The sequence below is a fragment of the Luteibacter sp. E-22 genome (genome assembly GCF_049913125.1).
Classification (GTDB): Bacteria; Pseudomonadota; Gammaproteobacteria; order Xanthomonadales; family Rhodanobacteraceae; genus Luteibacter.
Genome location: NZ_CP183975.1, coordinates 543,491 through 566,979, shown reverse-complemented (window position 1 = coordinate 566,979; position 23,489 = coordinate 543,491). Strand labels below are relative to the sequence as shown.

Below are 23,489 nucleotides of genomic sequence, written 5' to 3'. Positions count from 1 at the left end.
GACGCGTGAATAACGTGGTGAAAAGTGGCAGCGAGGCCACAACCTCAATTTAGTGTTAAGAAGACGTCCGCATATGACGGAAACTGCTTCCTAACTTGATCATTCGTTGGACGTATGGACGTCCATGCGCGAAACGATAGGCCGCGCTCCGGATATCGCGGTTTGCCGATAGGCGCGGGGCGACATGCCGAAACGATCGCGAAAGCAACGGCTGAAATGGGTCATGTCACCGAATCCCCAGGCATGTGCGATCTGGGCGATGCTGCGATGGCGCAGGCTGGGATCCGCAAGTTCCCGCTGGCAGCGCGCGAGGCGCTCCAAGCGCACCCAGCGCATCAGGGTGATGTCGTCTTCGGAAAATAATTCGAACAGATGACTTGGGGAAAGGCCCACGCCCTTGGCGATCATTTCCACGCACAGCGCGGGATCGGACAGATGCTCGCGGGCGAACAGGCGCACTTGTCGCTTGTGGTACTGGCGCAGCCGCGAGGGCGCGGCGGCGGCCACGTCCATGGATTCGAGGGCGGCGGCGAGCATGTGCGGTATGGCGTCGGCGAGCCGGTCGGCCACTGCTTCTGTGAGCCCGGAGGGATGCGCGAACATCTCCTGGTACAGCACGCGCAGGTAGCCTACCGAACCGAGGTGCCCATGCAGGCCGACCGCCGAGACCTCGTCCAGGCGTGGCACCGCCTCGCGCAGGACGGCCAGGGGGAGATGCACCGTCTGCACCGTGGAACGATCGATTTCGAGCCGGAAAGGCCGTGAAAGGTCGATCAGGCAGAAATCGCCTGGTTCGATCTCGCTGCGCCGGTCATGCTGTTCGACCTGGGCGCGGCCATTGAGCTGCAGGGTGAGCAGCACGGCCTGGCGATGTTCGCGTGGCAGCGCCTCGTCGGTCAGCACGTGTGGCATGTGCCGGAACGTGCCCAGGCGCAGCCGCTCGCCCGCATAACCGTCGACCAGCGTGCTCGCGGCGATGGCGTGCCGGGCCGTCCCTTCAGCGAATCCCTGCCAGAACCGCCGTGCGTTGGCACGGTTCACCCCGGCATCGAGATCCCCCGGGGGCTGGGACACGCACTGATTGGAAAACAAGACACGACTCCGGAATACGCGATACGGCTCGCTCAAGCTACCGAGCCGGCGTCACCGCCGGTTGTCCTTGTGTGTCAGCTTTGTGTCGGTTCTTTTGCCGGACTGGCACACGGCGCATAGACTGATCTGGTATCTAGCCACGGATGCCCATGGACCTGAAGTCGTTCATCCTCGTCGTCGACGACGACCCCGACCTGCGCGACCTGATCACCACCTTCCTGGGTGGTCACGGGTACCGCGTGCAGGCGGCCGAGAACGCTGCCCAGATGAACGCGGCGATCGAACGCGAGCGGCCGGACCTGGTCGTGCTCGATGTGATGATGCCCGGCGAGGACGGACTGAGCGCGGCGCGCCGGTTGGTGGCGAGCAACGGCCCACCGGTGATCATCCTGAGCGCGCTGGGCAGCGATACCGACCGGATCATCGGCCTGGAGGTAGGCGCGGACGATTACCTGGCCAAGCCCTGCAATCCGCGCGAACTGCTTGCCCGGGTACGCGCCGTGCTGCGCCGCTCGGGTAGCGTGGAGCCGGTCAAGACCGAGGATGCGAGGCCCTACGGCTTCGCCGGTTGGCGGCTTGACGTGACGCGGCGCGACCTGCGCGATCCCACTGGCATCTTCATCAATCTTTCCGACGGGGAGTTCTCGCTGTTGCGCGCTTTCGTCGAGCATCCGCAACGCATCCTCAGCCGCGACCAGCTGCTCGACCTGGTCCATGGCGGCCGGGCGGAGGTGTACGACCGCGCTATCGACACGCAGATAAGCCGGCTCCGTCGCAAGCTCAACGACCGCGCGCAGGAAGAGATGATCCGTACCGTCCGCAACGAGGGCTACATGCTGCTGCCGAGAGTCTCACGCCTGTGATCGCGCTTTCGCGCCTGTCGATCTTCGCCCGCAGCTTCCTGATGACGGTCTGCGCCCTGTTGCTCTCCATCGCGATCGGGCTCGCCGTGCTGGTCGTGCGCCCGCCGACACCGCCGCCGATGGCGAGCCTGTTCGACGTGGTGGCCACGTTGCAGCCGGATATGCCGCCATTCGCCATGCGCCCGTTCGATCATGAAGGGCCCGCGCGTGACGAGGCGGGGCCGCCCGGTGGCATCGACCTCGACATCGCCACCCAGGCCGATCCGCCCGCCCCGCCCGCGAAATTCGACGCCACCCTCTCGGCCCATCTGACCACGCGACTGTCCGACCTGCTTCTCCAGCCTACGGACAAGTTGCGCGTCTATGCCGTCGCCAGTGTCATCGAACGCCGCCAGGGGCCCATGCATGCTGCGCTGGGGGCGGGATCAGTGATCGGGCTGCGACAGGACGACGGCCAGTGGCGCGTGGTATCCGTGCCGCGCGAGGCCTTTCCGGACATGTTGCAGCAGGAGTTGCTGTGGCTGTTCGGCCTGGGCGCCCTTGCACTGCTGCCGGTGGCCTGGCTGTTCGCCCGTGCCCTCGCCGCGCCGATCGACCGTTTCGCGGAAGCCGCGCAGCGGCTCGGCGCCGATACCCACGCACCACCGGTACCCCGCGAAGGGCCGCCGGAGATGCGCAAGGCAGTCGACGCGTTCAATGCGATGCAGGCCCGGGTGAACCGTCTCCTGCAGGAACGCACGCACATGATCGCCGCGATCGCCCATGACCTGCGCACGCCGCTCACCCGGCTGTCGTTCCGGCTCGACGGTCTGCCGAGCCCACTGGGAGAAAAGGTCGACGCCGATATCCAGGAGATGAAGGCGATGATCTCCGCCGCCCTGGACTTCATCCGTGACCGCTCGCTGTGCGTGCAGCGGCAGCCGTTGGACTTCCGCCTGCTGGTGGAGAGCGTGGCGGACGACCTGGTGGATGTCGGCCACGAGGTGAGCGTGCAATCGGGTTCCGCGATTACCCTGCAAGGCGATCCGGTCGCCCTGCGTCGAGCGGTCGTGAACCTCGTGGAGAACGGTCTCAAGTATGGCCACCGGGTCCGGCTGCGCCTGCGCACCAGCGGCGACGACTGCGTCCTGGAAGTGGACGACGACGGCCCCGGGATTCCCGAGGCGATGCAGCAACATGTGTTCACGCCGTTCTTCCGCCTGGAGGCGTCGCGCAATCGCGATACCGGCGGCATCGGCCTGGGACTGGCCACCGTGCGGGCGATCGTCCTGGACCACGGGGGCATCGTGGCCCTGCGCAACCGCAAGGAAGGGGGACTCCGCGTCGTGGTGACATTGCCGGTCGAAGGGTCCGCCGCCGCCTGACCATGCATGACTTCCTACCTAGGCCGGGAAACCCCGTCGCGGGGCCATAATCGACCTTTCCGTCCCCGGGGGTCACTCATGCGTCATACGTTCCGCCTCCACGCGCTCGCCGCGTGCCTCGCACTCGCCTTCTCCGCGCACGCCGCCGACAAGGCCACCACGATTTCCGAGCAGGCCGTCGCCGCCGCCACCGCGCTGCGCGACCGCGCCATGAACGACAACACCGGCTACGAATTCGTCTCCGGGCTGACCACGGAAGTAGGTGCACGCGTCGCGGGCAGCGCCGCCGATGCCCGTGCCGTGGCCTGGACGGTGGCAAAATTCAAGGCGATGGGCTTCGACAAGGTCTATACGGAGAAAGTCAGCTACCCGTTGTGGCAGCGCCGTAGCGAGCACGCCGAAATCGTCGCTCCGTTCCCGCAGCCGCTGTTGCTCACGGCGCTGGGTTATTCGGCCGGCACGCCGAAAGGCGGTCTTACCGCGGAAGTCGTCGGCTTCGACGACCTGGACGCCTTCAAGAAGGCCGACCCCGCGACGGTCAAGGGCAAGATCGTCTACGTTTCGACGCACATGCAGCAGCAGAAGGACGGCCACGACTACCGCATGGGCTCGGCCACGCGCACCGGTGGCCCGGTGCTCGCGGCGAAGATGGGCGCCGCCGCCTTTCTGTTGCGCTCGGCCGGGACCGATCCGCACAGCCGCACCCCGCACACGGGCGTCACCGGCTTCCAGGACCCCAAGGAAGCGATTCCGGCCGCCGCCTTGTCGCTGCCCGACGCGGACCAGCTCGAACGCGTGCTCAAGGAAGGCAAGCCGGTAACCCTGAAGCTCGATCTGGATGTCGGCTTCGCGGGCACGTATGAAGGCGCCAACGTCATCGCCGAAGTGACCGGCCGCAAACATCCGGACCAGGTCGTCGCGATCGGCGGCCACCTCGATTCCTGGGATCTCGGCACCGGCGCCATCGACGATGGCGCGGGCGTGGCGATCGCCGCCGCCGCGGCGAAACTGATCAAGGACATGCCGCAACGTCCGGACCGCACGATCCGTGTGATCGCCTTCGCCAATGAGGAAATGGGCCTGTGGGGCGGCCGCGCCTACGCCGAGGCGCATGCGAAGGAAGTCTCGAAATTCCAGCTCGGCACCGAGTCCGACTTCGGTGCGGGACGCATCTGGCGCATGACCGCCAGCGTCAAGCCGGAAGCGCGCGGCGCCATCGAGCAGATCGCCAAGGTGATCGAGCCGATCGGCGTGGCCTACGATGCGAGCAAGCCGGGCGGCGGTGGCTCCGACCTCTCGCAGATGCACGCCAAGGGCATGGCTGCGCTATCGCTCACGCAGGATGGCACGGACTACTTCGACTACCACCACAACGCCAACGACACCCTCGACAAGATCGATCCGAAGGCGCTGGCACAGAACGTGGCGGTGTACGCGACGTTCGCATACATGGCGGCACAGGCGAATGGCGATTTCGGTTCGGCCCCGGGCGCCTTCGCGAAGGACGGCGCGCACGACTGATCCAGGTCCCGTGGGGGCCGCTTCCCTTGTGGGAGCGGTCTTCCCACGGAGCCTTCTTCCTCCTGTGGGAGCCGCTTCAGCGGCGATCCCGCGGCAGCGGGCCGGGTTAGGCAAGCCCCCATCGCCGCTGAAGCGGCTCCCACCAGGCAGGCTGACCCACCAGAAGTGGCTTTCCAACCGCGGGGACGGCCTCCAATGGGCTCCCGCGGCTTCTCAGTGCGCCGGCCGGGCTTCGAGTTTCTTCGCCGGGGCCAGGCGGTCCTGCAGGCGATTCATGTAGAGGTAGATCACCGGCGTGAGGTAAAGCGTCAGGATCTGCGACACCACCAGGCCGCCCACCACCGCCAGGCCCAGCGGGCGGCGCGTTTCCGCGCCCGCGCCGATGCCGAGCGCGATCGGCAGCGTACCGGCGAAGGCCGCCATCGTGGTCATCATGATCGGTCGGAAACGCACGCGGCAGGCCTCGTAGATCGCATCGAACGGCGTGGCGCCTCCCTCGCGCTGACGCTCCAGGGCGAAGTCGATCATCATGATCGCGTTCTTCTTCACGATGCCCACCAGCATGATGATGCCGACGAAGGCGAACAGGTCGAGCGAGGCGTTGAAGATCACCAGCGTCAGCAGCGCGCCGACCGCCGCGGCCGGCAGGCCCGACAGGATCGTGAGAGGGTGGATGAAACTCTCGTAGAGGATGCCGAGCACGAGGTAGATCACGAACACGGCCAGCAGCAGGAGCAGGCCCATGCCCTTGACCGAATCCTGGAACGCCTGCGCCGTGCCCTGCACGCTGCCGCTCAGGGTCGGCGGCAGTTTCATCTCCGTGGTCGCGCGATCGATGCTCGCCACCGCGTCGCTCAGCGACACGCCCGGGGCGAGGTTGAACGACACCGTGACGGCCGGCAGCTGCCCCTGGTGGTTCACCGTCAGCACCTGCGGCTTGCGCTCGAAGCGCGCCACGGTGTTGAGCGGTATGAGCTTGCCGCTGTCCGAGGTGACGTAGAGCCTCGACAACACGGCCGGGTCGTCCTGCATGCTCCGCTCGACCTGCAGAATCACCCAGTATTGCGTGGCGGCTCCGTAGATCGTGGATATCTGGTTCTCGCCGAACGCGGTGCCCAGCGCCGTCTGCACCTGGTCCATCGTAAGGCCCAGCGGCGCGAGCTTGTCGCGATTGACCGTCACCACCATCGAGGGGCTGTTGAGATCGAGGTCGGTGGTGACATCCTGGAAGCCGGGCAGTTTCTGGAACGCCGCGACGAGCTTGCCCGACCAGGCGTACAGCGCATGCAGGTCGGTCGACTGCACCGTGTACTGGTATTGCGCCTTGGACTGGCGGCCGCCGATCTGGATCGCCGGAGGATTCTGGATATAAGTGCGGATGCCCGGCACCTCGGCGAACTTGTGCCTGAGCTGCTGGATGATCTCGTCCGGCGTCGTCCCGTCGCGCTCACTCGCATCCTTCAGGCGCAGGAGCATCGATCCCGAATTCACCGTGGAACGGGGGCCGCCCGCACCGACGCTGGACATGGCCGCCTCGATATTCGGATCTGCCATCGCGATGCCGGCAAGCGTCTTCTGGCGCGCGGACATCGCGGCAAAGGAAATGTCGGTCGGGCCTTCGGTCGTGACACGCAGCTGGCCGCTGTCCCCGGCGGGGATGAAGTCCTTGGGGGTGATCACGAAGAGCAGCGCGGTAGCGACGAGACTGAGCGCGAACACGCCCACCACCGTGCGCGGATGGTTCATGCACCAGGCCAGCGAACGCGTGTAACCGGTGGTCACCGACGAGAACCCACGGTCGAACCAGACCACGATGAAGCTTCGCTTCGCATGGTCGTGCGCCTTGACGAATCGGCTGCACAGCATGGGCGTGAGGGTGATGGAGACGAAACCGGAGATCAGGATCGACACGCTGATCACCACGGCGAACTCATGGAACAGGCGGCCCACGATGCCGCCCATGAACATCACCGGGATGAACACGGCGACCAGCGATAGCGTCATCGAGAAGATCGTGAAGCCGATCTCGTTGGCACCTTTCACGGCGGCATCGAAAGGCGCTTCGCCCTGTTCGATATGACGCATGATGTTCTCCAGCATCACGATCGCGTCGTCCACCACGAAACCGACCGCGAGCGTGAGTGCCAGCAAGGAAAGATTGTCGAGGCTGTAGCCGAGCGCGAACATCGCGCCGAAAGTGCCGAGCACCGAGATGGGCAGCGCCACGGCCGGAATCAGCGTGGCGGAGGCGTTGCCCAGGAACAGGTAGATCACCAGCACCACGAGGACACCCGCGAGCACGAGGGTGAACTGCACGTCGTGCACCGAGTCGCGGATGGATTCGGAGCGGTCGTACATGACGCTCAATTTCACCGACGGCGGCAAGGTATCGGTGAAGCCGGGCAGCAGGGCCAGGATCTTGTCGACCGTCTCGACCGTGTTCGCACCGGGCTGCCGCTGGATCGCCAGGGTGATCGAACGATTGCCGTTGAACCAGCTGGCCTTCTGGTCGTCCTGCACGCTGTCGCGCGGCACCGCGATGTCGGAAAGGCGCACGGGCGCGCCGTTGCGATAAGCGACCACCACCTGGCCATAGTCGGCGGCACGCATCAGCTGGCCGTCCGAACGGATCGACAGCAACTGCCGCTTGCCGTTGAGCGATCCCGTGGCCTTGTTCACGTTGGCCGCGGCGATCGCCTCGCGCATCCGATCGATGCCGATGCCCGTGGCGGCAAGCCGGTCCGGGTCCACCGCGATACGCACGGCGTACTTCTGCGAGCCGTACACGTTGACCTGGGCCACGCCGTCGACCATCGACAGGCGCTGGGCCAGCTCCGTCTCGGCGTAGTCGTCCACCGTGGACAACGGCAGCGTGGAGGACTGCATGGTGAGGAACAGGATCGGCGCATCGGCCGGATTCACCTTGCGATACGTCGGCGGGGTGGGCATGTCCTGCGGCAGCTGGCGCTGCGCGGCGGAAATGGCCGCCTGCACGTCCTGCGCCGCGCCGTCGATGCTGCGATCGAGCGCGAAAGTGACCGTGATCGTGGTCGAGCCCAGCGAGCTGGACGAGGTCATCGAATCGATGCCGGCGACGGTGGACAGTTGTGCTTCGAGCGGCGTCGCCACGGACGAGGCCATCGTCTCGGGTGAGGCGCCCGGAAGGCTGGCACTGATGTTGATCGTCGGGAAGTCGACGTTGGGCAGTTCATTGACCGGCAGCCTGGGATAGGCCGCGATGCCGAAGATGACCAGCGCGGCCATCAGCAAGGTGGTCATCACGGGCCGGCGGATGCAGAGTTCCGGCAGGTTCATGGCATCCTCCTCAGCCCTTGTCGACGCGCACGCGGGCGCCGTCGACGAGCAGCATCTGGCCTTCGGTGACGACGCGTTCGCCCGCCTGCAGGCCCTTGTCGACGACCACGCGATCCGCACTGGTCGCGCCGGTGACGATCGTGCGTTGCTCCACCGTGTGGTCCGGTTTCACCACGAAGACGAAGGTGCCCGCCGTCGAACTCTGCAACGCCACCACGGGGATGCTGATCGCACCGGTCAGGCGCGTGGTCGGCAGCGTCACCTCGGCGAACTGACCGGACGTGAGCCGCCCATCCGCGTTCGCGAAGCGGCCCTTCAGGATGATCGTGCCCGTGGTGACGTCCACCGCGTTGTCGATGAATTCCAGCTCGCCCGTCAGCGCTTCGCCGTCGTCGCCGGGAATTTTCGCATGCACGGGCAGCGGGCCGCGACGCAGGCTGTTGCGCACGGCGGCGAGGCTGTCCTCGGGAATGGCGAAGGCCACGCGGATAGGGTCGACCTGGTTCAACACCACGATATCGGTGGTGTCGGCGCTCAGCGTGGCGCCGGGATAAGCGAGCGGCGCGCCGGTCACGCCATCGAACGGTGCGACGATGGTGGTGAATTCCAGTTGGGTCTGCGCGGCGCGGGCCGCGGCACGGTCGCTTTCCAGCGCGGCTCGCGCCACGCCCAGGTTTGCCTTGTACAGGTCGTAGTCGGCGCGGCTGACGAAGCCCTTGCCGAGCATGTTCTGGTAACGCTCCAGGTCCGCCTCGGCCTTCACCAACTGCGCCTGGTCACGGGCGACATTGCCCTGGGCTTCGTCGTAGGCCGCCTTCAACGGCCGCTGGTCCACGCGAGCCAGCAGGTCACCCTTCTTCACGTGGGTGCCCGGTGTGAACGCCAGCGATTCCAGCTGTCCGTTGACCCGGGAGCGCACGTTCACCGTTGAATAGGCTTCGGCACGGCCGATCACCTTCAAGGACAGGTCGATCTCGCCCCGCGTGGCCACGGCCGTGGCGACCGGAACCCCGGCGGGAGCGGACGCCCCGGCCTTGGGCACATCCTTGCTCCCGGCCTCGTGACGCCAGAAGCCGACACCAATGGCCACGACAGCCACGAGGCCGACGACGAGGAGGAGTTTCTTCCCTGGGGATCGCTGCATCTGGGCTCCGGCCGAATCCCTGGAGGGGTCGGTCGCCGCGCTGGGGAACGCGGTCGTTGGTTTTAGGACGGATATCCGTAAAAGCTAACGCACATGGTTGTCGGCCGGTTGACCTGGGGGGCTCAGCTTTCTTCGACCGGCCCGTCGAGCCCTTGCAGGTTTTCCTTCATGCGGTCCAGTACCGCCAGCATGGTCTGCAGGTCGGCGGTGGAAATCCCCTGGGTGGCATCGCGGCGCAGGCCGCGAGCGATATCTTCCATGTCGTCTATGACACCCCGTGCCTGCTCGGTGTCGTGCAGCCGCCAGGCCCGGCGATCCTTGGGATCGGCCCGGCGTTCGACGAAGCCGGCGGCCTGGAGACGGTCGATGACCCGGCCCACCGCGATCGGCTCCATATCCAGCTGTTCGGCCAGCTCGTTCTGGCGCATGCCAGGGCGGCGATGCAGGGCCTTGAGGGCCCGCCATTGAGCGCGGGTCAGGCCGAAGCGCACCGCTCGCCGATCGAAGTGCTTGCGGAAGAGCAAGGTCACGTCGTTGATGAGGTAGGCGAACGAGATGTCTTCAACTTTGAGCTGGTCGGCCATAACCTTCGGCTGCATTAATAGAACTGACAGGTTGTCATCGTAACTAAATGCTGGCGAGCCGTCACAAGGAGAAAACTCCATGGCTTTCGAGGTGATCCAGGCGGATATCACCACGCTGGCGGTGGATGCCATCGTGAACGCGGCGAACGAGTCCCTGCTGGGCGGCGGCGGGGTGGACGGCGCCATCCACCGAGCCGCCGGACCGGCCTTGCTGGCTGCCTGCAGGGCCATCCCCGAAGTCCGCCCCGGCGTTCGCTGCCCGACGGGGGAAGCCAGGATCACCCCCGGATTCGCCCTGCCAGCGCGCTTCGTGATCCATACGGCCGGGCCGGTCTGGCGGGGTGGCGAGCATGGAGAGGCGGACCTCCTGGCGGCATGCTATGCGAATTGCCTCAAGCTCGCCCGCGAGCACGGCGTGGAATCGATCGCCTTCCCGGCCATCAGCGCGGGGATCTACGGCTATCCCGCCAGCGCTGCCGCCAACGTGGCCACCGACGCCTTGCGCACCGCCGGATGGGTTCCAGAGCGGGTGGTCTTCTGCACCTTCGGCGATGCGATGACCCGGGCATACGCGGCGCTGCTGTAGTTCCTAGCGAGGATAGAGTGGCGGAAGCCCATCGCCACCGTTCACGGCAGGCGGCTCCAGCCAGTCGAATCCCTTCGCGAAGGCGTCGCGTAACGGGCCGGACGGCCGCTCGCCCCCGGCGAAGCGTGCGCGCTGCAATGCCGTGATCGCGTCCCTTTGCACGCCCTCGCGCAGCGCCACGGAAAGCTCGCCCAGCGTGCGGACGGAGGGCCGCACGATGCGTGCCCATTGCAGCAGGGCCCGTTCCGTGGCGGCGAGGTCGTCGCCCGCCGCGATCTCGAGGAAATACGCCTGCGCGGGGCGTTCACGGGTCATGGACGGAATGCCGGGACTCGGGGACGCGCCGGTCGACGGTGTACTCCGACGACGACGGCCGAGCACGAACCATGCGGCGAGCGTCACCAGCCATAACACGAGCACCGCGATGAAGAGCCAGCGCCAGGGCATGCCGGTGCTGGCAACCGGCGATGACGCCACGCCCGTCGTCGATGCCTGCGCCGGTGCCGATGCACGACCTTCCTGGGATGGAGCCGCCGCCACGGGCGCTGCCGCGCCGGAGCCCGCGCCGACGACGATATCCTGCGCGGGCACGACCGTCACTTCGGCCTTGTCGGAGACGACGTTCCACCAGTGCAGCGTCGTCTCCGGGATATGCAGGGTGCCGACGCGCGTCGGCACCACCGCAAAGCTTTGCTGGCGCCGCCCGGTGACCCACGAGCCGCTGCTGCCACCGCCGGTCACGGCCTTGTCGGGATAAACGTCCGCGCCATCCAGCTTGGGCAGGGAGAGCGCGGGCAAGGCCTCGAAGGGAATGCCCGTGGCTTCCAGGCGCATGTTCAGCGTGATCGGCTGGCCCACGCGCCCCTTGCCATCGGCGGGCATGCCATCGAGCGACAGCTTGAGTTCGCGCGCCGGAATCCATGCGCCACTGGCCGCCGATGCGGGCCGGGCGCGTACGTCGACGCGCGCGCGTTCCGCCACGGCGTTGATGGGTTCCCCGGCACCGAAGAAGGAGTTCGCGTCCGTCGGGTCCACCGCCGTGCCCTGGAACGTCGGCGGCTGGATTTCCAGCGTGCCCGCGTGCTGGGGAAAGATCGCGTAGTGCCGCTCGACGACGTTGAATCGCCGGCCGCCACGCATGGTCTGGTAGTTCGCATCCTGTCCGATGCGGCGCACTTCGGCAGCTTCGGCGGACGGGTCACCCAACTGGCCGTCCGCGAGGTTCACGGCGAAGTAAAGACGCAGCGTGTAATCGATCTGCTGTCCGACATACGCCTGCGACGGCTCGGCTTTTCCTTCCAGCACGACGGGACGATCCGCCGCGGCATTGCCGGCGTCGTTGGACGCGGACACGTCGAGTGGCAACGGCTGGGTGCCCTGCCCCGCTATCGCCAGTGAGGGTACGGTGAGATGGCCCTCGCGACGGGGACGCAGGGCGATGCCGAGGATCGTGTGCGATTCCCGGCGACCGTTGACGATGCTCAACGAGTGGTTGGTGGACGTGCCCAGTACGACGAAGTCCGGCGTCAACGGCGAAAGATCCGGTGCGCCGGATGTCGCGTCGCCGATCTCGATGTTCAATGTCACGGTCTCGCCGAGACCGATCTTGTTACGGTCGAGCGAAGCCACCGGTGCCGTGGCCTGCGCCCACGCCAGCAGCGGGAAGCAACCCAGCAGGATGCACAACAGGAGCCGACGCGATTTCATTCTTCCGGCTCCGCGCCGTGGCGCCGTTGATACTCGAGCATGAACTTCCTCCGTAACAAGCCACCGGGATCGTCCGGCACGCGCATCAGGGCACGCTGTACGTCGGGCGGCAATTTCGACGACGCATCCTTGTCCGATACCACGCCAAGGTCGTGCGCTTGATCGCCGTCCTTGCCCTCCTTTGTGTCACTCTGGCCTGACAGCGCGGCGTCCATCTTCTGCTTGAGCGCTTCCTGGGCCTGCTTCGCCTGTGCTTGCTCGGCTTGCGACTTCGTTGCCGCATCGCCCTGGGGCGCCTGCGCCTTGCCGCTGTCCTTGCCGCGATCGTCGCCCTCGCCTTCACCGGCCTTGTCTTTCGCGCCTTGCTGGTCGCTGCCATCCTTGCCGTCGGCGCCGGACTGCTGGCCGTTCTCACCACTGCGGCCGTCCTTGCCGTCATCCTGACCTTGTTGCTGGTCCTTGTCGCCGGACTGGCCTTGCGGGTTCTTGTCCTGTTGTCCCTTACCGCCCTTCTTGTCCTGGTCGTGTTGCTTGTCCTGTTGCTGCTGCTTCAGGTAATCGGCCACCGCCTTGCGATTGGCGATCGCATCCGCATTGCCCGGATTCGCCTTCAGAGCGCGGTCATACGCGGCGAGCGCATCCTGGTAACGCTGCTGTTTCGCCAGCGCATTGCCGAGGTTGTATTGCGAATCGCTGTCGGCGCCATGCACGAGCGCCGCTTCGGCGGCCGCGTAGTCGCCCGCGCGATAGGCCGCCGCCCCACGCAACCCCGGATTCCGCGCCAGCGCCTGCGCGCGCTTCGCATCGCCCTGGGCCAGGGCTTGCGCGGCTTGCTGGTCGCGCGTACGAAATGCGTCGACGACACCATCGGCACGCGCAGGCGACGAGAGCGGCAGCACGGCCAAGGCGAGCACCAGCAACCATCCGCGACGGAACGCCAGTGCCACGATCGGCAACAAGGGCAGCAATAACCACGGTCCGCGATCCTGCCACTGACCGGAAGCGGCCCCTTCGACTGGCTTGCCATCGCCGTCGCCCTGCAACAGGCCCGCAAGCGCGGTCACGTCGGACGCATCGTCGGCCACCGGCAGGTAACGCCCGCCGCCAGCCTCGGCGACGGCTGCCAGCGAGGCATCGTCACGCGGGGCCATCACGATGGCGCCGCGCTCGTCCTTCAGGAATCCCCCATCGGGAGCGGCGATCGGACCTCCGCGCGTGGTGCCGATGCCGAGTACGGAAACCCTGTCGCCTGCCGCACGCGCACGGCGTGCGGCTGCGAGGGCCTCGGCATCGGCGCGATCGGTCACCAGCACGATGGAGCCACCCCGCAAGTCGGCATGCCGGATCAGATCGGCCGCCTGATCGATCGCCTTTCCGGGATGGTCACCTTCCACGGGCATGGTGTCCGGTGCCAGCGCGGTGAGCAAATCATCCACGCTGTGCGCGTCCGTCGTCAGGGGCGCCACCGTGAAGGGTTCGCCCGTATAGGCGATCAGGGCGTTCATGCCATCGCGGTTGGCGGCGTAGAGTTCACGCACCTTGTAACGAGCACGGCTCAAGCGGTCGGGCACCACGTCGCGCGATGACATATGCGGCGACATCGAGACGACGACCACCTGCGCCGCGCGTTCGGCGAACAAGGGCTGCGATTGCCTGTCCCACGCTGGTCCCGCCAGCGCGAGGATGGCGAGCGAAGCGGCGGTGACGAAGGCGACGACCGGTGCGCGCGACGCCGACGGCGTGCCATCGAGCAGGTAGGGCAGCAGCGCGGGATCGGCGAGACGGGCCAACACGCGTTCCTCGCCGGAGCGCCGCCCGACGAACCATGCAATGACGGGAACGAGCACCAGCAACCACAGCCAGCGCGGCTCGATGAAGTGGAAATCCGCCAGCCAGCGGCTCATGTGGCCATCCTCCCGGCCGACACGTAACGCGGCAAGGCCGCGAGCGCGAAGAACGCCAGCGCGGCGAGCAACGGCCAGCGGAACAGTTCGTCATGCGGTCGAAGCGACGCGCCCTGTTGCGGTACGGGCTCCAGTGCGTCGATGGCACGATAGGCGTCGGCCAGTTCGTCGGTATCGGTGGCCCGGAAGAAACGGCCGCCGGTCTGGTTGGCGATGTCGGTGAGCATGCCGACATCCAGGTCGGCGGATGGATTCACCACGCGACTGCCGAAGAAATCCGGCACGCGCATGGCGTTCGCACCGATGCCGATGGTGTAGACACGTACGCCCGCCGCCTTCGCGGCACGAGCCGCCTCGCGTGGCGCGATGGAGCCGGCGTTGTTGACACCGTCGGTAAGCAACACGACCACGCGCGCCTGCTCGGGCATGTCGGCCAGTCGCTTCACCGCCACCGCCAACGCATCGCCGATGGCGGTCTCGCGTCCCGGCAAACCCACCACCGCACCGTGCAGCTGTGCACGCACGGCGTCGAGGTCGTAGGTAAGTGGCGTGACGAGATAGGCCTGCGAGCCGAACAGGATCAGGCCGAGTTCGTCGCCGGCCCGGCGGTCGATGAAGTCACCCGCGATGGCCTCCACCGCGGCGAAGCGCGTGACCATCCGGCCGGCGAGTTGCATGTCGTCAAGCGACATGCTGCCGGAGAGATCGACCGCGAGCATGGTGGCGCGACCGCTCCGGCGCTGGGGCTCCGGCGGGCCGAGGTGTTGCGGCCTCGCCGCGGCGGTGACGAGGCAGATCCACGCAAGCGCGAGGAACAGCGTCGCGGAGAAAGGTGCCCTGGTCAACGAGGCCTGCACGAGTACGAGGCCGGGCTGTGGCAGGTTCAATGCCTGCGCCGGCTTCACCGGACGCAACACGCGGCGCAGCAGCCACGGCAGCGGCAGGGCGAGGAACAGCCATGGCCACGCGAACTCAGGCAACGACATGCCGGCGCCCTTTGTGTCGTGCCCGAAACGCGGACGGGCGTCGCATGGCCGCACGTACCCACGCCTCGATATCGCGCGCCGTGGCGGCGACATCGATATCCACGTTGCGCCGGTACTTCGCGGCATCCAATGCGACGAGGGCGGCGACATCGTGGTTCGGCGCCATGGTGGCCAGGGCTTCGTGCCAGGCCTTCCCGGACATCGTCACGCTCCGGGCGTCACGGGTACGGGCGACGCGGCGGACGAGTTCGCTCGCCGCCGCGGCGAACGCAGGTGTATCGCCATCGAGGGCATGCCTTGCCTGCGCGTCACGCAGATCCGCCAGGGATGCCTGGACGTGACGGCGCCACGCAGCACGCCGGCGCAGGAAGATCGCCAGCGCCACGACCGTCACGGCGAGCAGCGCCAGGACGACCCACCAGCCGGGCGCCAGGGGCCACCACATCGACACATGCGGCACGTGGATGTCGCGCAATTCGGGTCCGTTGTCCGGCATCAGCGACCCCTCACCGTTCCGAGCAAGGCGACGACCGCGTCGAGCGGATCGGCACTCGTATCCAGCGTGCGCTGACGCAGGCCCAACCCCGTACAAAGTTCCGTCAAACGGCGGTTCCCCTCGCCCAGGCTGCGCGCGAAGTCGGCGCGTTGACGGTCTCCATGCAGGACCACATCGTAATGCGTGCCCCGATGAGCGAACGGGTAGCGGCCTGCGGGAGGCTCGCCGAGTTCGAGAGGGTCGGCCACCGCCAGCACGGCGACCTCGGCCTTGGCCACGAGGCCGAGCATCCGGCCGCGTGCCGCCTCGTCCACCGCGAAACCATCGCTGATCAACAACACGCGCGACGCACCGTGCATCAACCTGCCGGCTCGCTGAAGCGCGGCGGAAAGGGTCTCGTCGCCACCAGGCGGCAAGCCGTCCCAGGTGGCGATGGCGCCAGCCACGGCGAGCGCCCCGCGCGCGCCGCCCTGGGGACGCAGCAATTGGCGCTGGGCACCGAAGGCGAGCACGCCGACGCGATCCGAGCCGCGCACCGCGTACCACGCGGCCATCGCCGCCACGCGCGCCGCCTGCACGGACTTGAAGCGCGTGCGCGTTCCGAAACGCATGCTCGCGTTCGTGTCCAGCAGGATCAGCAAGCGCCCTTCGCGTTCCTCCTGGAAAAGCTTCGTATGGGCGACGCCGCTGCGCGCCGTCAGTCGCCAATCCATGCGGCGCACATCGTCGCCGGCCTGGTAGACGCGGGATTCGGCGTAATCCATGCCACGCCCATGGAGCCGCGAAGGCTTCTGGCCACTGCGTTGCGCGCGCGAGACCACTGGTGGCGCGGGTGCGCGTGCCACGCGCGAGCGCAGGGCGATCAGTTCCGGGAGCGACACTCGGACGCGCCCATCGGCGATGGGTGCGGTCGCGTTCACGGCAACGGGACGAGGTCCAGCAGGCGGTCGATCACGGCGTCGATGCGAACGCCCTCGGCTTCGGCTTCGTAGCTCGGCAGCACGCGATGGCGAAGCACTTCGTGCGCGATGGCGTGGATGTCGTCCGGTACCACGTAGTCGCGGCCAGCGAGCCAGGCCCGCGCGCGGGCACAGCGGTCGAGTGCGATCGTCGCTCGCGGGCTGGCGCCCCAGGCGATCCAGCGGGCCAGTTCGGCGCCGTATTTGCCGGCCTCGCGCGAAGCGACCACGAGTTGGGTGATGTACAGCTCCAGCGGTTCGGCCATGTGCACGTCCAGCACCGCATCGCGTGCGGCGAACACATCGGCGGGACGCAGCACGTGCGACGGCGGTGGCACCGGATGCAAGGCCTGCCGGGCCTGCTCGCGGGCAAGACGGAGGATGGCCAGCTCGGCGTCGGCATCCGGGTAGCCGATCGTCACGTGCATGAGGAAGCGGTCGAGCTGGGCTTCCGGCAGGGCGAAGGTGCCTTCCTGCTCGATCGGGTTCTGCGTGGCCATGACCATGAACAGGTCGGGCAACGGCCAGGTGCGCCGGCCGATGGTGATCTGCCGCTCGGCCATGGCCTCGAGCAGGGCGGACTGCACCTTTGCCGGCGCACGGTTGATTTCGTCGGCGAGCACGATGTTGTGGAACAACGGCCCCCGCTCGAACTCGAAGCCACCGGTCTGCGGCCGGAAGATGTCCGTGCCGGTCAGGTCGGCGGGGAGCAGGTCCGGGGTGAACTGGATGCGGTGGAAATCGGCCTCCACGCGCGTCGCCAGGGCCTTGATCGCGGTGGTCTTGGCCAGGCCCGGCGCGCCCTCCACCAGCAGGTGGCCATCGGCCAGCAAGGCGATCAGCAGGCATTCGACCAGGTGGGGCTGGCCGATGATGCCACGCGCCAGTTCCTCGCGAAGACGAACGAAGGCCGCCTGAAGAGGCGTTGCATCGGTTAGCGATGAGGTCATCTGGGTAACTCGTAACGCGGAATGGCTGATGAGACCACACTCGCGGCGAGAAGTTTAGCCAACCACCGGCAGGGGCCCCCTTGGGCGCCCCTGCCGGTGGCGGCGTTTTCCTTATGAGTTACGACGGATGGTTACGACGTTGTTCGAGAACACCTGGCCCTGGAAATAACCGCAGCGACTAGCGTCCTTGCGCTGGGAGACGACGGCCCAGCCCGTCGGGTAGCCGAACGACAAGCAGACATCGAGTGTCGAGCCGACCGGGAGATCGATGAAATAGGTCATCTCCTGCCAGTTCACGCCCGGAATGCTGCCCGGCGCCGAGCACGGCGAGCGATAACCCTGGTTGGTCTGGATCCAGCCTGAAGTGATCTGAACCGGCAGCGTATCGGACAGGCAGCCCGACAGGGTCGGCGCCCCGTTCTGTCCCGTGCCCGGTACCGTGGTGGCGGAGGCGGCACCGGACATGGCGAAGGCCACGGCGGCGAAGAGAAGACCGGACAGCAAGTTCTTTCCGTTGAACGTCATGTCAAACCTCACGATTGTGGGAAGCCATCACGACGATGGCCTCTTTGAATCACCCCGAGATCTGTATCCCTGACAACCTCACGAAGGTAGCGCGCTACCGCACCGCGCGGCATGCGCCGCATCACATAACCGACGTCATAAAAAAACGCCCGCGACAAGCGCGGGCGTTCAGACAAGCCGGTGAGCGTGAGCTTATTGCAACGTATCGCTCAGGATGCGCGGCGTGACGAAGATCAGCAGTTCGGCCTTGTTGTTGCCGCGGTTGGTACGACGGAACAGCACGCCAAGGCCGGGGATGTCGCCGAGGCCGGGCACCTTGTCCGTGGTGTTCGACTTGGTGATCTCGTAGATGCCGCCAAGAACCACGGTCTGGCCGTTGTCGACCAGCACGGAGGTGTTGATCTCGCGGGTATCGATCGACGGGACGAAGCCACCACCCGGGGACGGCGTGTTACCGGCAAGGGCGTCCTTCTTCACGTTGATCTTGAGGTAGACGCGGCTATCCGCCGTGATCGTCGGGGTGACGCGCAGTTCGAGCACCGCATCCTTGAACTGGACCGTGGCGTTCGAGGCGCCGCCGCCCGTGCTGGAGGCCTGATAGGTCACGTAGCCGATCTGCGTACCCTGCTTGATCACCGCTTCCTGCTGGTTGGCGGTGATGACGCGCGGGCTGGAGATCACCTCGCTGCGACCTTCGGTCTGTGCCGCCGAGAGTTCGAGGTCGACCAGGTAGTTCGCGCCGAGGATCGCCAGGCCGATGCTGCCGGCCGGATTCGAAACGGGCAGGTTCACGTTGTAGCCGCCTGGCAATTCATAAGCGTCACGCGTCGGCAGGTTGCCCGTTCCACCGCTGGCGTTGTACTGATTCACCGCATTGGCGTAATTCACGTCGCTGTTGCGGACGCTCGTCACCAGGCCGGCGGTACCGGTGCCGTCCGTGCCGCCACTGAGGTTCGGCGTGGTACCGACGATCTGGTTGGCGTTGTTATGGTTGAACGCCTGCGCACCCCAGCGGACGCCGAGCTGGCGGGTGAACTGGTCGGTGGCGACGACGATGCGCGATTCGATCAGCACCTGCTGCACCGGGCGGTCGAGCGTGCCGATCAGTTCGCGCAGGTCGCGGATCTTGTCCGGCGTGTCGTTGATCAGCAGGGTGTTCGTGCGGTCGTCGAAGGAGACGCTGCCGCGCGGGGAGAGGAAGCCGCGCGTGGTGTTACCGCCACCGGACGCCCCGCCACCGCCCTGCATGCTGCCCGAGGTCAGCAGCTTGGCGATGTCCTCGGCCTTGCCGTAGCTGATCGGGATGTAGTCGGAAATGAGTTCCGCGGACTCCTGGGCCTTCTGGCGGGCGTCGGCGAGGCTCTGCTCGTAGTTGGCCAGTTCCGCCTGCGGCGCGATCCACACGACGTTGCCGCTGCGGCGCTTGTCGAGACCCTTGGCACGCAAGATCACGTCCAGCGCCTGGTCCCACGGCGTGTTGACGAGGCGCAGGGTGACGCTGCCGCCGACGCTGTCGGAAGCGACGAGGTTGAGCTTGGCTTCGTCGGCGATCAGCTGCAAGGCGGAACGCACCGGGATGTCCTGGAAATTGAAGGTCAGGCGCGAACCCGAATACGTCGGTTCCTGCCCCTTCGCGTTCTTGCCTGTCGGCGCGGCGGCCTTCTTCGGCGCCACTTCGACGGCGTATTCCGTGCCGTTCTGGTACGCCGAGATCTCGATTTCACCCTTGGTACGGATATCCAGGCGGGCACCGCCCGGACGGGAGGTGGGCTCGATGGATTGCACAGGGGTCGCGAAGTCCAGCACGTCGAGGCGCTGGGCGAGTTTCGGCGGCAGGGTCGAACCGGGCAGGCTGACGATGACGTGATCGCCTTCGCGGTGCATCTCCGGCGTGGAGGCGCTGCTGCCGAGCGTCACCAGTATGCGGCCCTCTCCGTTCTGGCCGCGACGGAAGTCGATGTTCGACACGGGCACGCCCGAGCTTGATGGCAGGGCCTTGGTCGGGTCCGACACGGTCGCGGTCGTCGTCGTGGCACTGCTCGGACCGTTGTTCACGGTGACGATCAGGTTATTGCCCTGCACGCGCGTCCTGTAGGCGGATTCACGGAACAATTCGATCGTGACGCGGGTGCGCCCTCCGGCCGACACCACCGAGACGCCGGATGTGGCGCCCTTGCCGATGTCGAGATGGCGGGTGCTGTACGCGTTGGTCGTATCCGGCAGGTCGATCGCGATGCGCGGCGGGTTGCTGGTCGTGAAGACCTTCGGCTCCGGCGCGGCATCCGCGAAGGCGAGGGTCAACTCGATGCGGCCTCCCGGCTGCGCGTCGTAGGTGACGTTCTGCAAGGCGTTGGCGGCCGCGGCCGTGCCCGCGAAAGCTCCGGACAAGGCCAGCACGGCGCCGAGGATCCAGCGACGCGGCCGATGGCGCGCGCTACCCGGCAGGTTGAGTTTGGTCGTCATGTGCGTCATCCCCGAATTCTTATTTTTCGCCGACCGCGATGCTTGCCGGACGCTCCATCCAGCCGCCGCTGCCATTCGGCACCAGCTCGACCAGATCGATCCGATCCTCCCCGACGGCCGTGATACGGCCGTAGGCCTGCCCCATGTACTCATTTCGGTGAACGCGATGGATCACCCCACCGGGGTCCTTCACGAGCGCCTCCAGCTTGGCACCAGCACCGACCGTGCCAACCATCTTCAGGCTGTCGAGCGAGAACATTTCCAGCGGTTCCTTCGGACGGTTTTCGTCCGGCCGTGGACCATTCGCGACACTCGTGTCCATTTCCGCCGTGCTCGGGCTGAATGGATCGCGGGCGCCCTGGTCCTGGTAGGCGAACGTCTCGAACGTGCGGATCACCGGCAACGGCGGGATCGGCTCGCCCTTCTTGTGCTTCTCGGCATCGACCCACTCGCGCAGGTCCGACGTACCGCGCGTGCAGCCGGCAAGCGCCAGCGCCGCGAACAGTGCGAGGGCCACGGGCCGAAGGATGGCGTGTGCGCGTGTCATCGCTTCTTCCCCTTCACCGTCTGCGCAGGCTTGGGTGTCTCGTCGTCATCGAGGTACCGGTAGGTCTTCACCGTGCCCTGGAGGACGAGTTGCCCGGAACCCACCTTGCCGTCCTTCGCTTCCTTCGGGCTCAGCGAGACATCGTGCAGCGTCAGGATGACCACGCGTGGAAGCGAGGCCACGCCGCTGATGAAGGTGCCGAACTGGTGGTAAGTACCGATCATGCGCAGCGTGATCGGCTTCTCCGCGTAGAAGTCCTTGGGCGTTTCCGGACCGGGCTGGAACAGCTCGGTCTCGATGCCCGCGGCCAGCGCGGTCTGCGAGATGTCGATCAGCAGTTCCGGCATTTCCGTCCTGCTGGGCAGCTGGCGCAACAGGGTGCGCAGCATGTCCTGCATGTCCGACAGTTGCTGTTCGAGCGCCTCGAGGTTGGCCGACTTGGCCTGCTTCTGCGAGAACTCGGTCTTCAGCCGGTCTTCCTGGCTCTCGGCATTGGTCAGGTCGTCCTGCTGGGCGCTGATCTGGAAATACCAGCCCACGAGCAGGACCACCGCGAACACCAGGACGGTGAAGAACAGCTTGATCGACTTCGGCCAGCCGCCGACGTTGTGGCGATCGAGATTGCGCAGGTCGTCGAAGAATTTCATGGCTTGGCTCCTGCCGGGGCGACCGGGGCCGGAGCCGGGGTCGCGCCTGTCGGGGCGGAAGCGGGGGCCGCGGGCGTCGGTGCCGGCGTACCGGCGACCGCCTGCGCGGCGTTAGCCAGCGGCGCGGGAACGACGGCGGCCTTGGCCGGGGCGGCGGCGGTGGACGAGCCCGCCGGCGCGCCATCGGGCGTGTCGCCGGGCCGGTTCAGATGTACATCGAGGCCGAAGCGATATGGCATCCGCGACGCGTCGTGCGTGTTCTCCGTCTTGCGCAGGTCGGCATGGCCCATCCAGGGCGAGGCCTCGATGTTGCGCATGTACTCGGCCACGCTGGAGTTGGACTGCGATACGCCGTCCAGCGACATGGAGTCGCCGGATTGCTTCATGCCGGACAAACGGGCGCTGGAAGGTATCGTCTTCACGAGTTCGTCGAACAGGTGGACCATCTGCGACCGATTGGCCTGGAGCTGCTCGATGATCTGCTTGCGCTGGAGGAGGTCGGAACGGACCTTCTCCAGATCCTTGATCTTCGCGATGCGGTCGTCGAGCTGCTTGATCTCGCCCTGCAGGTACGTGTTCCGCTCGCCCTGGTTGTCGATGCGGGCATCCATCCAGAACGACCAGCCGATCAACACCACCAGCGCGGCGCCGAAGGCGAGGCCCAGCTGGGTGTAGAACTCCCTTTCCCGCTGCTTGCGGCGTTCGGCGCGCCAGGGAAGTAGGTTGATGCGTGCCATCAGTCGAAACTCCTCATGGCCAGGCCGACGGCGATCATCAACGCGGGGGCGTCCTGGGCAAGGGTCTGGGCCTGCACGCGGCTGGACAAGGCCATCCGCGCCAACGGATTGGCCACCACGCAGGGCACGCCCAGCTGCTGTTCGAGCAGTTCGGTGAGGCCTTCGATGGAAGCGCAACCGCCGGCGATCACCACCTGGTCCACGCGGCTGTATTCGCTGCCGGCGAAGAAGAACTGGAGAAGGCGGCTGACCTGCTGGACCAGCGATTCCTTGAACGGCTCCAGCGCTTCCATCTCGTAGGACTCGGGCAACCCGCCTTTGCGCTTCGCCCGCCCGGCTTCCTCGTAGGAGAGACCGTAGCGGCGCATGATCTCGTCGGTCAGCTGCTTGCCGCCGAAGACCTGCTCGCGGGAGTAGATCGTGCGCTGGTTCTTGAGCACCGCCAACGTCGTCATGGTGGCGCCGATGTCGACGACCGCGACCAGCGCGTCGCGGGAGACCGCGAGCTGGTCGGCGACCATGCCGAAGGCGTTCTCCATGGCGAAGGCCTCCACGTCGATGACCCGGGCGGTCAGGCCGCCCAGGTCCAGCGCCGCGATGCGCATGTCCACGTTCTCCGTCCGCGAGGCGGCCAGGAGCACGTTATTCATCTCGGGATTGTCGCGAACCGGACCGAGCACCTCGAAATCGAGGCTGACTTCCTCGATCGGGTAAGGAATGTACTGGTTCGCCTCGACCTGGATCTGGCCTTCGAGGTCGTCCTCGGAGAGATCGGCCGACATGGGAATGATGCGGGTGATCACCGCGGAGCCGGCCACGGCAGCCGCCGCGTGCTTGATCTTGGCGCCGGAGCGGGCCAGGGCGCGGCGGATGGCCTCGCCGACCGCCTCGACCTCGACGATGTTCTTTTCCACCACCGCGTTGGGTGGGAGTGGTTCGACGGCGTAGTGTTCGACGCGATAGCGCCCGCCGGCTTGGCTGAGTTGAAGCAGCTTTACCGCGGTCGAGCTTATATCGACGCCGATCAACGGCGCCGCCTTGGGTGTAAAGAGCCCCACGATTCCCCCTTCCCCGCGCCTTGTCGGAATTGGTCTTCGGC

General features: G+C 66.7%; 20 protein-coding genes. 4 read left to right on the top strand and 16 right to left on the bottom strand.

Translation table 11 applies throughout. From position 1 onward, the window contains the following. Nucleotides 1-99 precede the first annotated feature (99 nt). The gene (locus tag ACN9M2_RS02465; protein WP_426286598.1) at nucleotides 100-1,092 is read right to left on the bottom strand and encodes a helix-turn-helix domain-containing protein; all 993 of its coding nucleotides are present in this window, start codon (nucleotides 1,090-1,092) and stop codon (nucleotides 100-102) included. A 149-nt stretch (nucleotides 1,093-1,241) separates the two neighbouring features. Here ACN9M2_RS02465 and ACN9M2_RS02460 point away from each other — a divergent pair, with 149 nt between their 5' ends. From ACN9M2_RS02460 to ACN9M2_RS02450, 3 genes are all read left to right on the top strand, one after another. Continuing rightward, the gene (locus ACN9M2_RS02460; protein WP_426286597.1) at nucleotides 1,242-1,955 is read left to right on the top strand and encodes a response regulator; all 714 of its coding nucleotides are present in this window, start codon (nucleotides 1,242-1,244) and stop codon (nucleotides 1,953-1,955) included. Further along, the gene (locus ACN9M2_RS02455) at nucleotides 1,952-3,319 is read left to right on the top strand and encodes an ATP-binding protein (RefSeq protein ID WP_426286596.1); all 1,368 of its coding nucleotides are present in this window, start codon (nucleotides 1,952-1,954) and stop codon (nucleotides 3,317-3,319) included. Before ACN9M2_RS02460 ends, ACN9M2_RS02455 begins: the two co-directional genes overlap by 4 nt. Nucleotides 3,320-3,397: 78 nt before the next feature. Next, a complete protein-coding gene (locus ACN9M2_RS02450) occupies nucleotides 3,398-4,840 on the top strand; it encodes a M20/M25/M40 family metallo-hydrolase (protein WP_426286595.1) in 1,443 nt (480 codons plus the stop codon). Nucleotides 4,841-5,053: 213 nt separating this feature from the next. Here the strand turns inward: ACN9M2_RS02450 and ACN9M2_RS02445 are convergent, their stop codons facing one another. The 3 genes from ACN9M2_RS02445 to ACN9M2_RS02435 form a co-directional block, all read right to left on the bottom strand. Beyond that, nucleotides 5,054-8,155 (bottom strand): efflux RND transporter permease subunit, encoded by a 3,102-nt coding sequence (locus ACN9M2_RS02445; RefSeq protein ID WP_426286594.1) that lies wholly within the window; start codon nucleotides 8,153-8,155, stop codon nucleotides 5,054-5,056. A 10-nt stretch (nucleotides 8,156-8,165) separates the two neighbouring features. After that, nucleotides 8,166-9,299 carry an efflux RND transporter periplasmic adaptor subunit gene (locus ACN9M2_RS02440; RefSeq protein WP_426286593.1) on the bottom strand — a complete coding sequence of 378 codons (1,134 nt, stop codon included), beginning with the start codon at nucleotides 9,297-9,299 and terminating at the stop codon, nucleotides 8,166-8,168. 122 nt (nucleotides 9,300-9,421) lie between these two features. Continuing rightward, nucleotides 9,422-9,883 carry a MarR family winged helix-turn-helix transcriptional regulator gene (locus ACN9M2_RS02435; protein WP_426287848.1) on the bottom strand — a complete coding sequence of 154 codons (462 nt, stop codon included), beginning with the start codon at nucleotides 9,881-9,883 and terminating at the stop codon, nucleotides 9,422-9,424. A 79-nt stretch (nucleotides 9,884-9,962) separates the two neighbouring features. Here ACN9M2_RS02435 and ACN9M2_RS02430 point away from each other — a divergent pair, with 79 nt between their 5' ends. Then, nucleotides 9,963-10,469, top strand: a complete 507-nt coding sequence (locus tag ACN9M2_RS02430; protein WP_426286592.1) for an O-acetyl-ADP-ribose deacetylase — start codon at nucleotides 9,963-9,965, stop codon at nucleotides 10,467-10,469. A gap of 3 nt (nucleotides 10,470-10,472) precedes the next feature. On the opposite strand, the gene ACN9M2_RS02425 is transcribed toward ACN9M2_RS02430, so the two are convergent. The 12 genes from ACN9M2_RS02425 to ACN9M2_RS02370 all read right to left on the bottom strand — a co-directional run bounded on the left by ACN9M2_RS02425 (nucleotide 10,473) and on the right by ACN9M2_RS02370 (nucleotide 23,448). Further along, nucleotides 10,473-12,176 (bottom strand): BatD family protein, encoded by a 1,704-nt coding sequence (locus ACN9M2_RS02425; RefSeq protein WP_426286591.1) that lies wholly within the window; start codon nucleotides 12,174-12,176, stop codon nucleotides 10,473-10,475. Next, nucleotides 12,173-14,080, bottom strand: coding sequence for a VWA domain-containing protein (locus tag ACN9M2_RS02420; protein WP_426286590.1), 1,908 nt, complete (start codon nucleotides 14,078-14,080; stop codon nucleotides 12,173-12,175). Before ACN9M2_RS02420 ends, ACN9M2_RS02425 begins: the two co-directional genes overlap by 4 nt. Beyond that, a complete protein-coding gene (locus ACN9M2_RS02415) occupies nucleotides 14,077-15,060 on the bottom strand; it encodes a VWA domain-containing protein (RefSeq protein ID WP_426287847.1) in 984 nt (327 codons plus the stop codon). The genes ACN9M2_RS02420 and ACN9M2_RS02415 overlap by 4 nt, the downstream gene beginning before the upstream one ends. Next, the gene (locus ACN9M2_RS02410; protein ID WP_426286589.1) at nucleotides 15,053-15,562 is read right to left on the bottom strand and encodes a DUF4381 domain-containing protein; all 510 of its coding nucleotides are present in this window, start codon (nucleotides 15,560-15,562) and stop codon (nucleotides 15,053-15,055) included. The genes ACN9M2_RS02415 and ACN9M2_RS02410 overlap by 8 nt, the downstream gene beginning before the upstream one ends. After that, entirely contained in the window at nucleotides 15,562-16,482 is a 921-nt protein-coding gene (locus tag ACN9M2_RS02405) for a DUF58 domain-containing protein (RefSeq protein WP_426286588.1), read from the bottom strand. The genes ACN9M2_RS02410 and ACN9M2_RS02405 overlap by 1 nt, the downstream gene beginning before the upstream one ends. Continuing rightward, nucleotides 16,479-17,471 (bottom strand): AAA family ATPase, encoded by a 993-nt coding sequence (locus ACN9M2_RS02400; protein ID WP_426286587.1) that lies wholly within the window; start codon nucleotides 17,469-17,471, stop codon nucleotides 16,479-16,481. Before ACN9M2_RS02400 ends, ACN9M2_RS02405 begins: the two co-directional genes overlap by 4 nt. Nucleotides 17,472-17,582: 111 nt before the next feature. Then, nucleotides 17,583-17,996 carry a hypothetical protein gene (locus ACN9M2_RS02395; RefSeq protein ID WP_426286585.1) on the bottom strand — a complete coding sequence of 138 codons (414 nt, stop codon included), beginning with the start codon at nucleotides 17,994-17,996 and terminating at the stop codon, nucleotides 17,583-17,585. A gap of 192 nt (nucleotides 17,997-18,188) precedes the next feature. Beyond that, nucleotides 18,189-20,459, bottom strand: coding sequence for a type IV pilus secretin PilQ (pilQ, locus tag ACN9M2_RS02390; RefSeq protein ID WP_426286584.1), 2,271 nt, complete (start codon nucleotides 20,457-20,459; stop codon nucleotides 18,189-18,191). 19 nt (nucleotides 20,460-20,478) lie between these two features. After that, nucleotides 20,479-21,006, bottom strand: coding sequence for a pilus assembly protein PilP (locus ACN9M2_RS02385; RefSeq protein WP_306851010.1), 528 nt, complete (start codon nucleotides 21,004-21,006; stop codon nucleotides 20,479-20,481). Beyond that, a complete protein-coding gene (locus ACN9M2_RS02380; protein WP_426286583.1) occupies nucleotides 21,003-21,653 on the bottom strand; it encodes a type 4a pilus biogenesis protein PilO in 651 nt (216 codons plus the stop codon). Before ACN9M2_RS02380 ends, ACN9M2_RS02385 begins: the two co-directional genes overlap by 4 nt. Then, nucleotides 21,650-22,390, bottom strand: a complete 741-nt coding sequence (locus tag ACN9M2_RS02375) for a PilN domain-containing protein (RefSeq protein ID WP_426286582.1) — start codon at nucleotides 22,388-22,390, stop codon at nucleotides 21,650-21,652. Before ACN9M2_RS02375 ends, ACN9M2_RS02380 begins: the two co-directional genes overlap by 4 nt. Beyond that, nucleotides 22,390-23,448 carry a pilus assembly protein PilM gene (locus ACN9M2_RS02370; protein WP_426286581.1) on the bottom strand — a complete coding sequence of 353 codons (1,059 nt, stop codon included), beginning with the start codon at nucleotides 23,446-23,448 and terminating at the stop codon, nucleotides 22,390-22,392. Before ACN9M2_RS02370 ends, ACN9M2_RS02375 begins: the two co-directional genes overlap by 1 nt. Nucleotides 23,449-23,489 lie beyond the last annotated feature (41 nt).

Coding starts and splice junctions, on each gene's coding strand:
- ACN9M2_RS02460 (WP_426286597.1), top strand. CDS start 1,242: ATGGACCTGAAGTCGTTCATCCTCGTCGTCGACGACGACCCCGACCTG.
- ACN9M2_RS02375 (WP_426286582.1), bottom strand. CDS start 22,390: ATGGCACGCATCAACCTACTTCCCTGGCGCGCCGAACGCCGCAAGCAG.
- ACN9M2_RS02410 (WP_426286589.1), bottom strand. CDS start 15,562: ATGCCGGACAACGGACCCGAATTGCGCGACATCCACGTGCCGCATGTG.
- ACN9M2_RS02385 (WP_306851010.1), bottom strand. CDS start 21,006: ATGACACGCGCACACGCCATCCTTCGGCCCGTGGCCCTCGCACTGTTC.
- ACN9M2_RS02440 (WP_426286593.1), bottom strand. CDS start 9,299: ATGCAGCGATCCCCAGGGAAGAAACTCCTCCTCGTCGTCGGCCTCGTG.
- ACN9M2_RS02380 (WP_426286583.1), bottom strand. CDS start 21,653: ATGAAATTCTTCGACGACCTGCGCAATCTCGATCGCCACAACGTCGGC.
- ACN9M2_RS02395 (WP_426286585.1), bottom strand. CDS start 17,996: ATGACGTTCAACGGAAAGAACTTGCTGTCCGGTCTTCTCTTCGCCGCC.
- ACN9M2_RS02445 (WP_426286594.1), bottom strand. CDS start 8,155: ATGAACCTGCCGGAACTCTGCATCCGCCGGCCCGTGATGACCACCTTG.
- ACN9M2_RS02425 (WP_426286591.1), bottom strand. CDS start 12,176: ATGAAATCGCGTCGGCTCCTGTTGTGCATCCTGCTGGGTTGCTTCCCG.
- ACN9M2_RS02420 (WP_426286590.1), bottom strand. CDS start 14,080: ATGAGCCGCTGGCTGGCGGATTTCCACTTCATCGAGCCGCGCTGGCTG.
- pilQ (WP_426286584.1), bottom strand. CDS start 20,459: ATGACGACCAAACTCAACCTGCCGGGTAGCGCGCGCCATCGGCCGCGT.
- ACN9M2_RS02435 (WP_426287848.1), bottom strand. CDS start 9,883: ATGGCCGACCAGCTCAAAGTTGAAGACATCTCGTTCGCCTACCTCATC.
- ACN9M2_RS02450 (WP_426286595.1), top strand. CDS start 3,398: ATGCGTCATACGTTCCGCCTCCACGCGCTCGCCGCGTGCCTCGCACTC.
- ACN9M2_RS02400 (WP_426286587.1), bottom strand. CDS start 17,471: ATGACCTCATCGCTAACCGATGCAACGCCTCTTCAGGCGGCCTTCGTT.
- ACN9M2_RS02430 (WP_426286592.1), top strand. CDS start 9,963: ATGGCTTTCGAGGTGATCCAGGCGGATATCACCACGCTGGCGGTGGAT.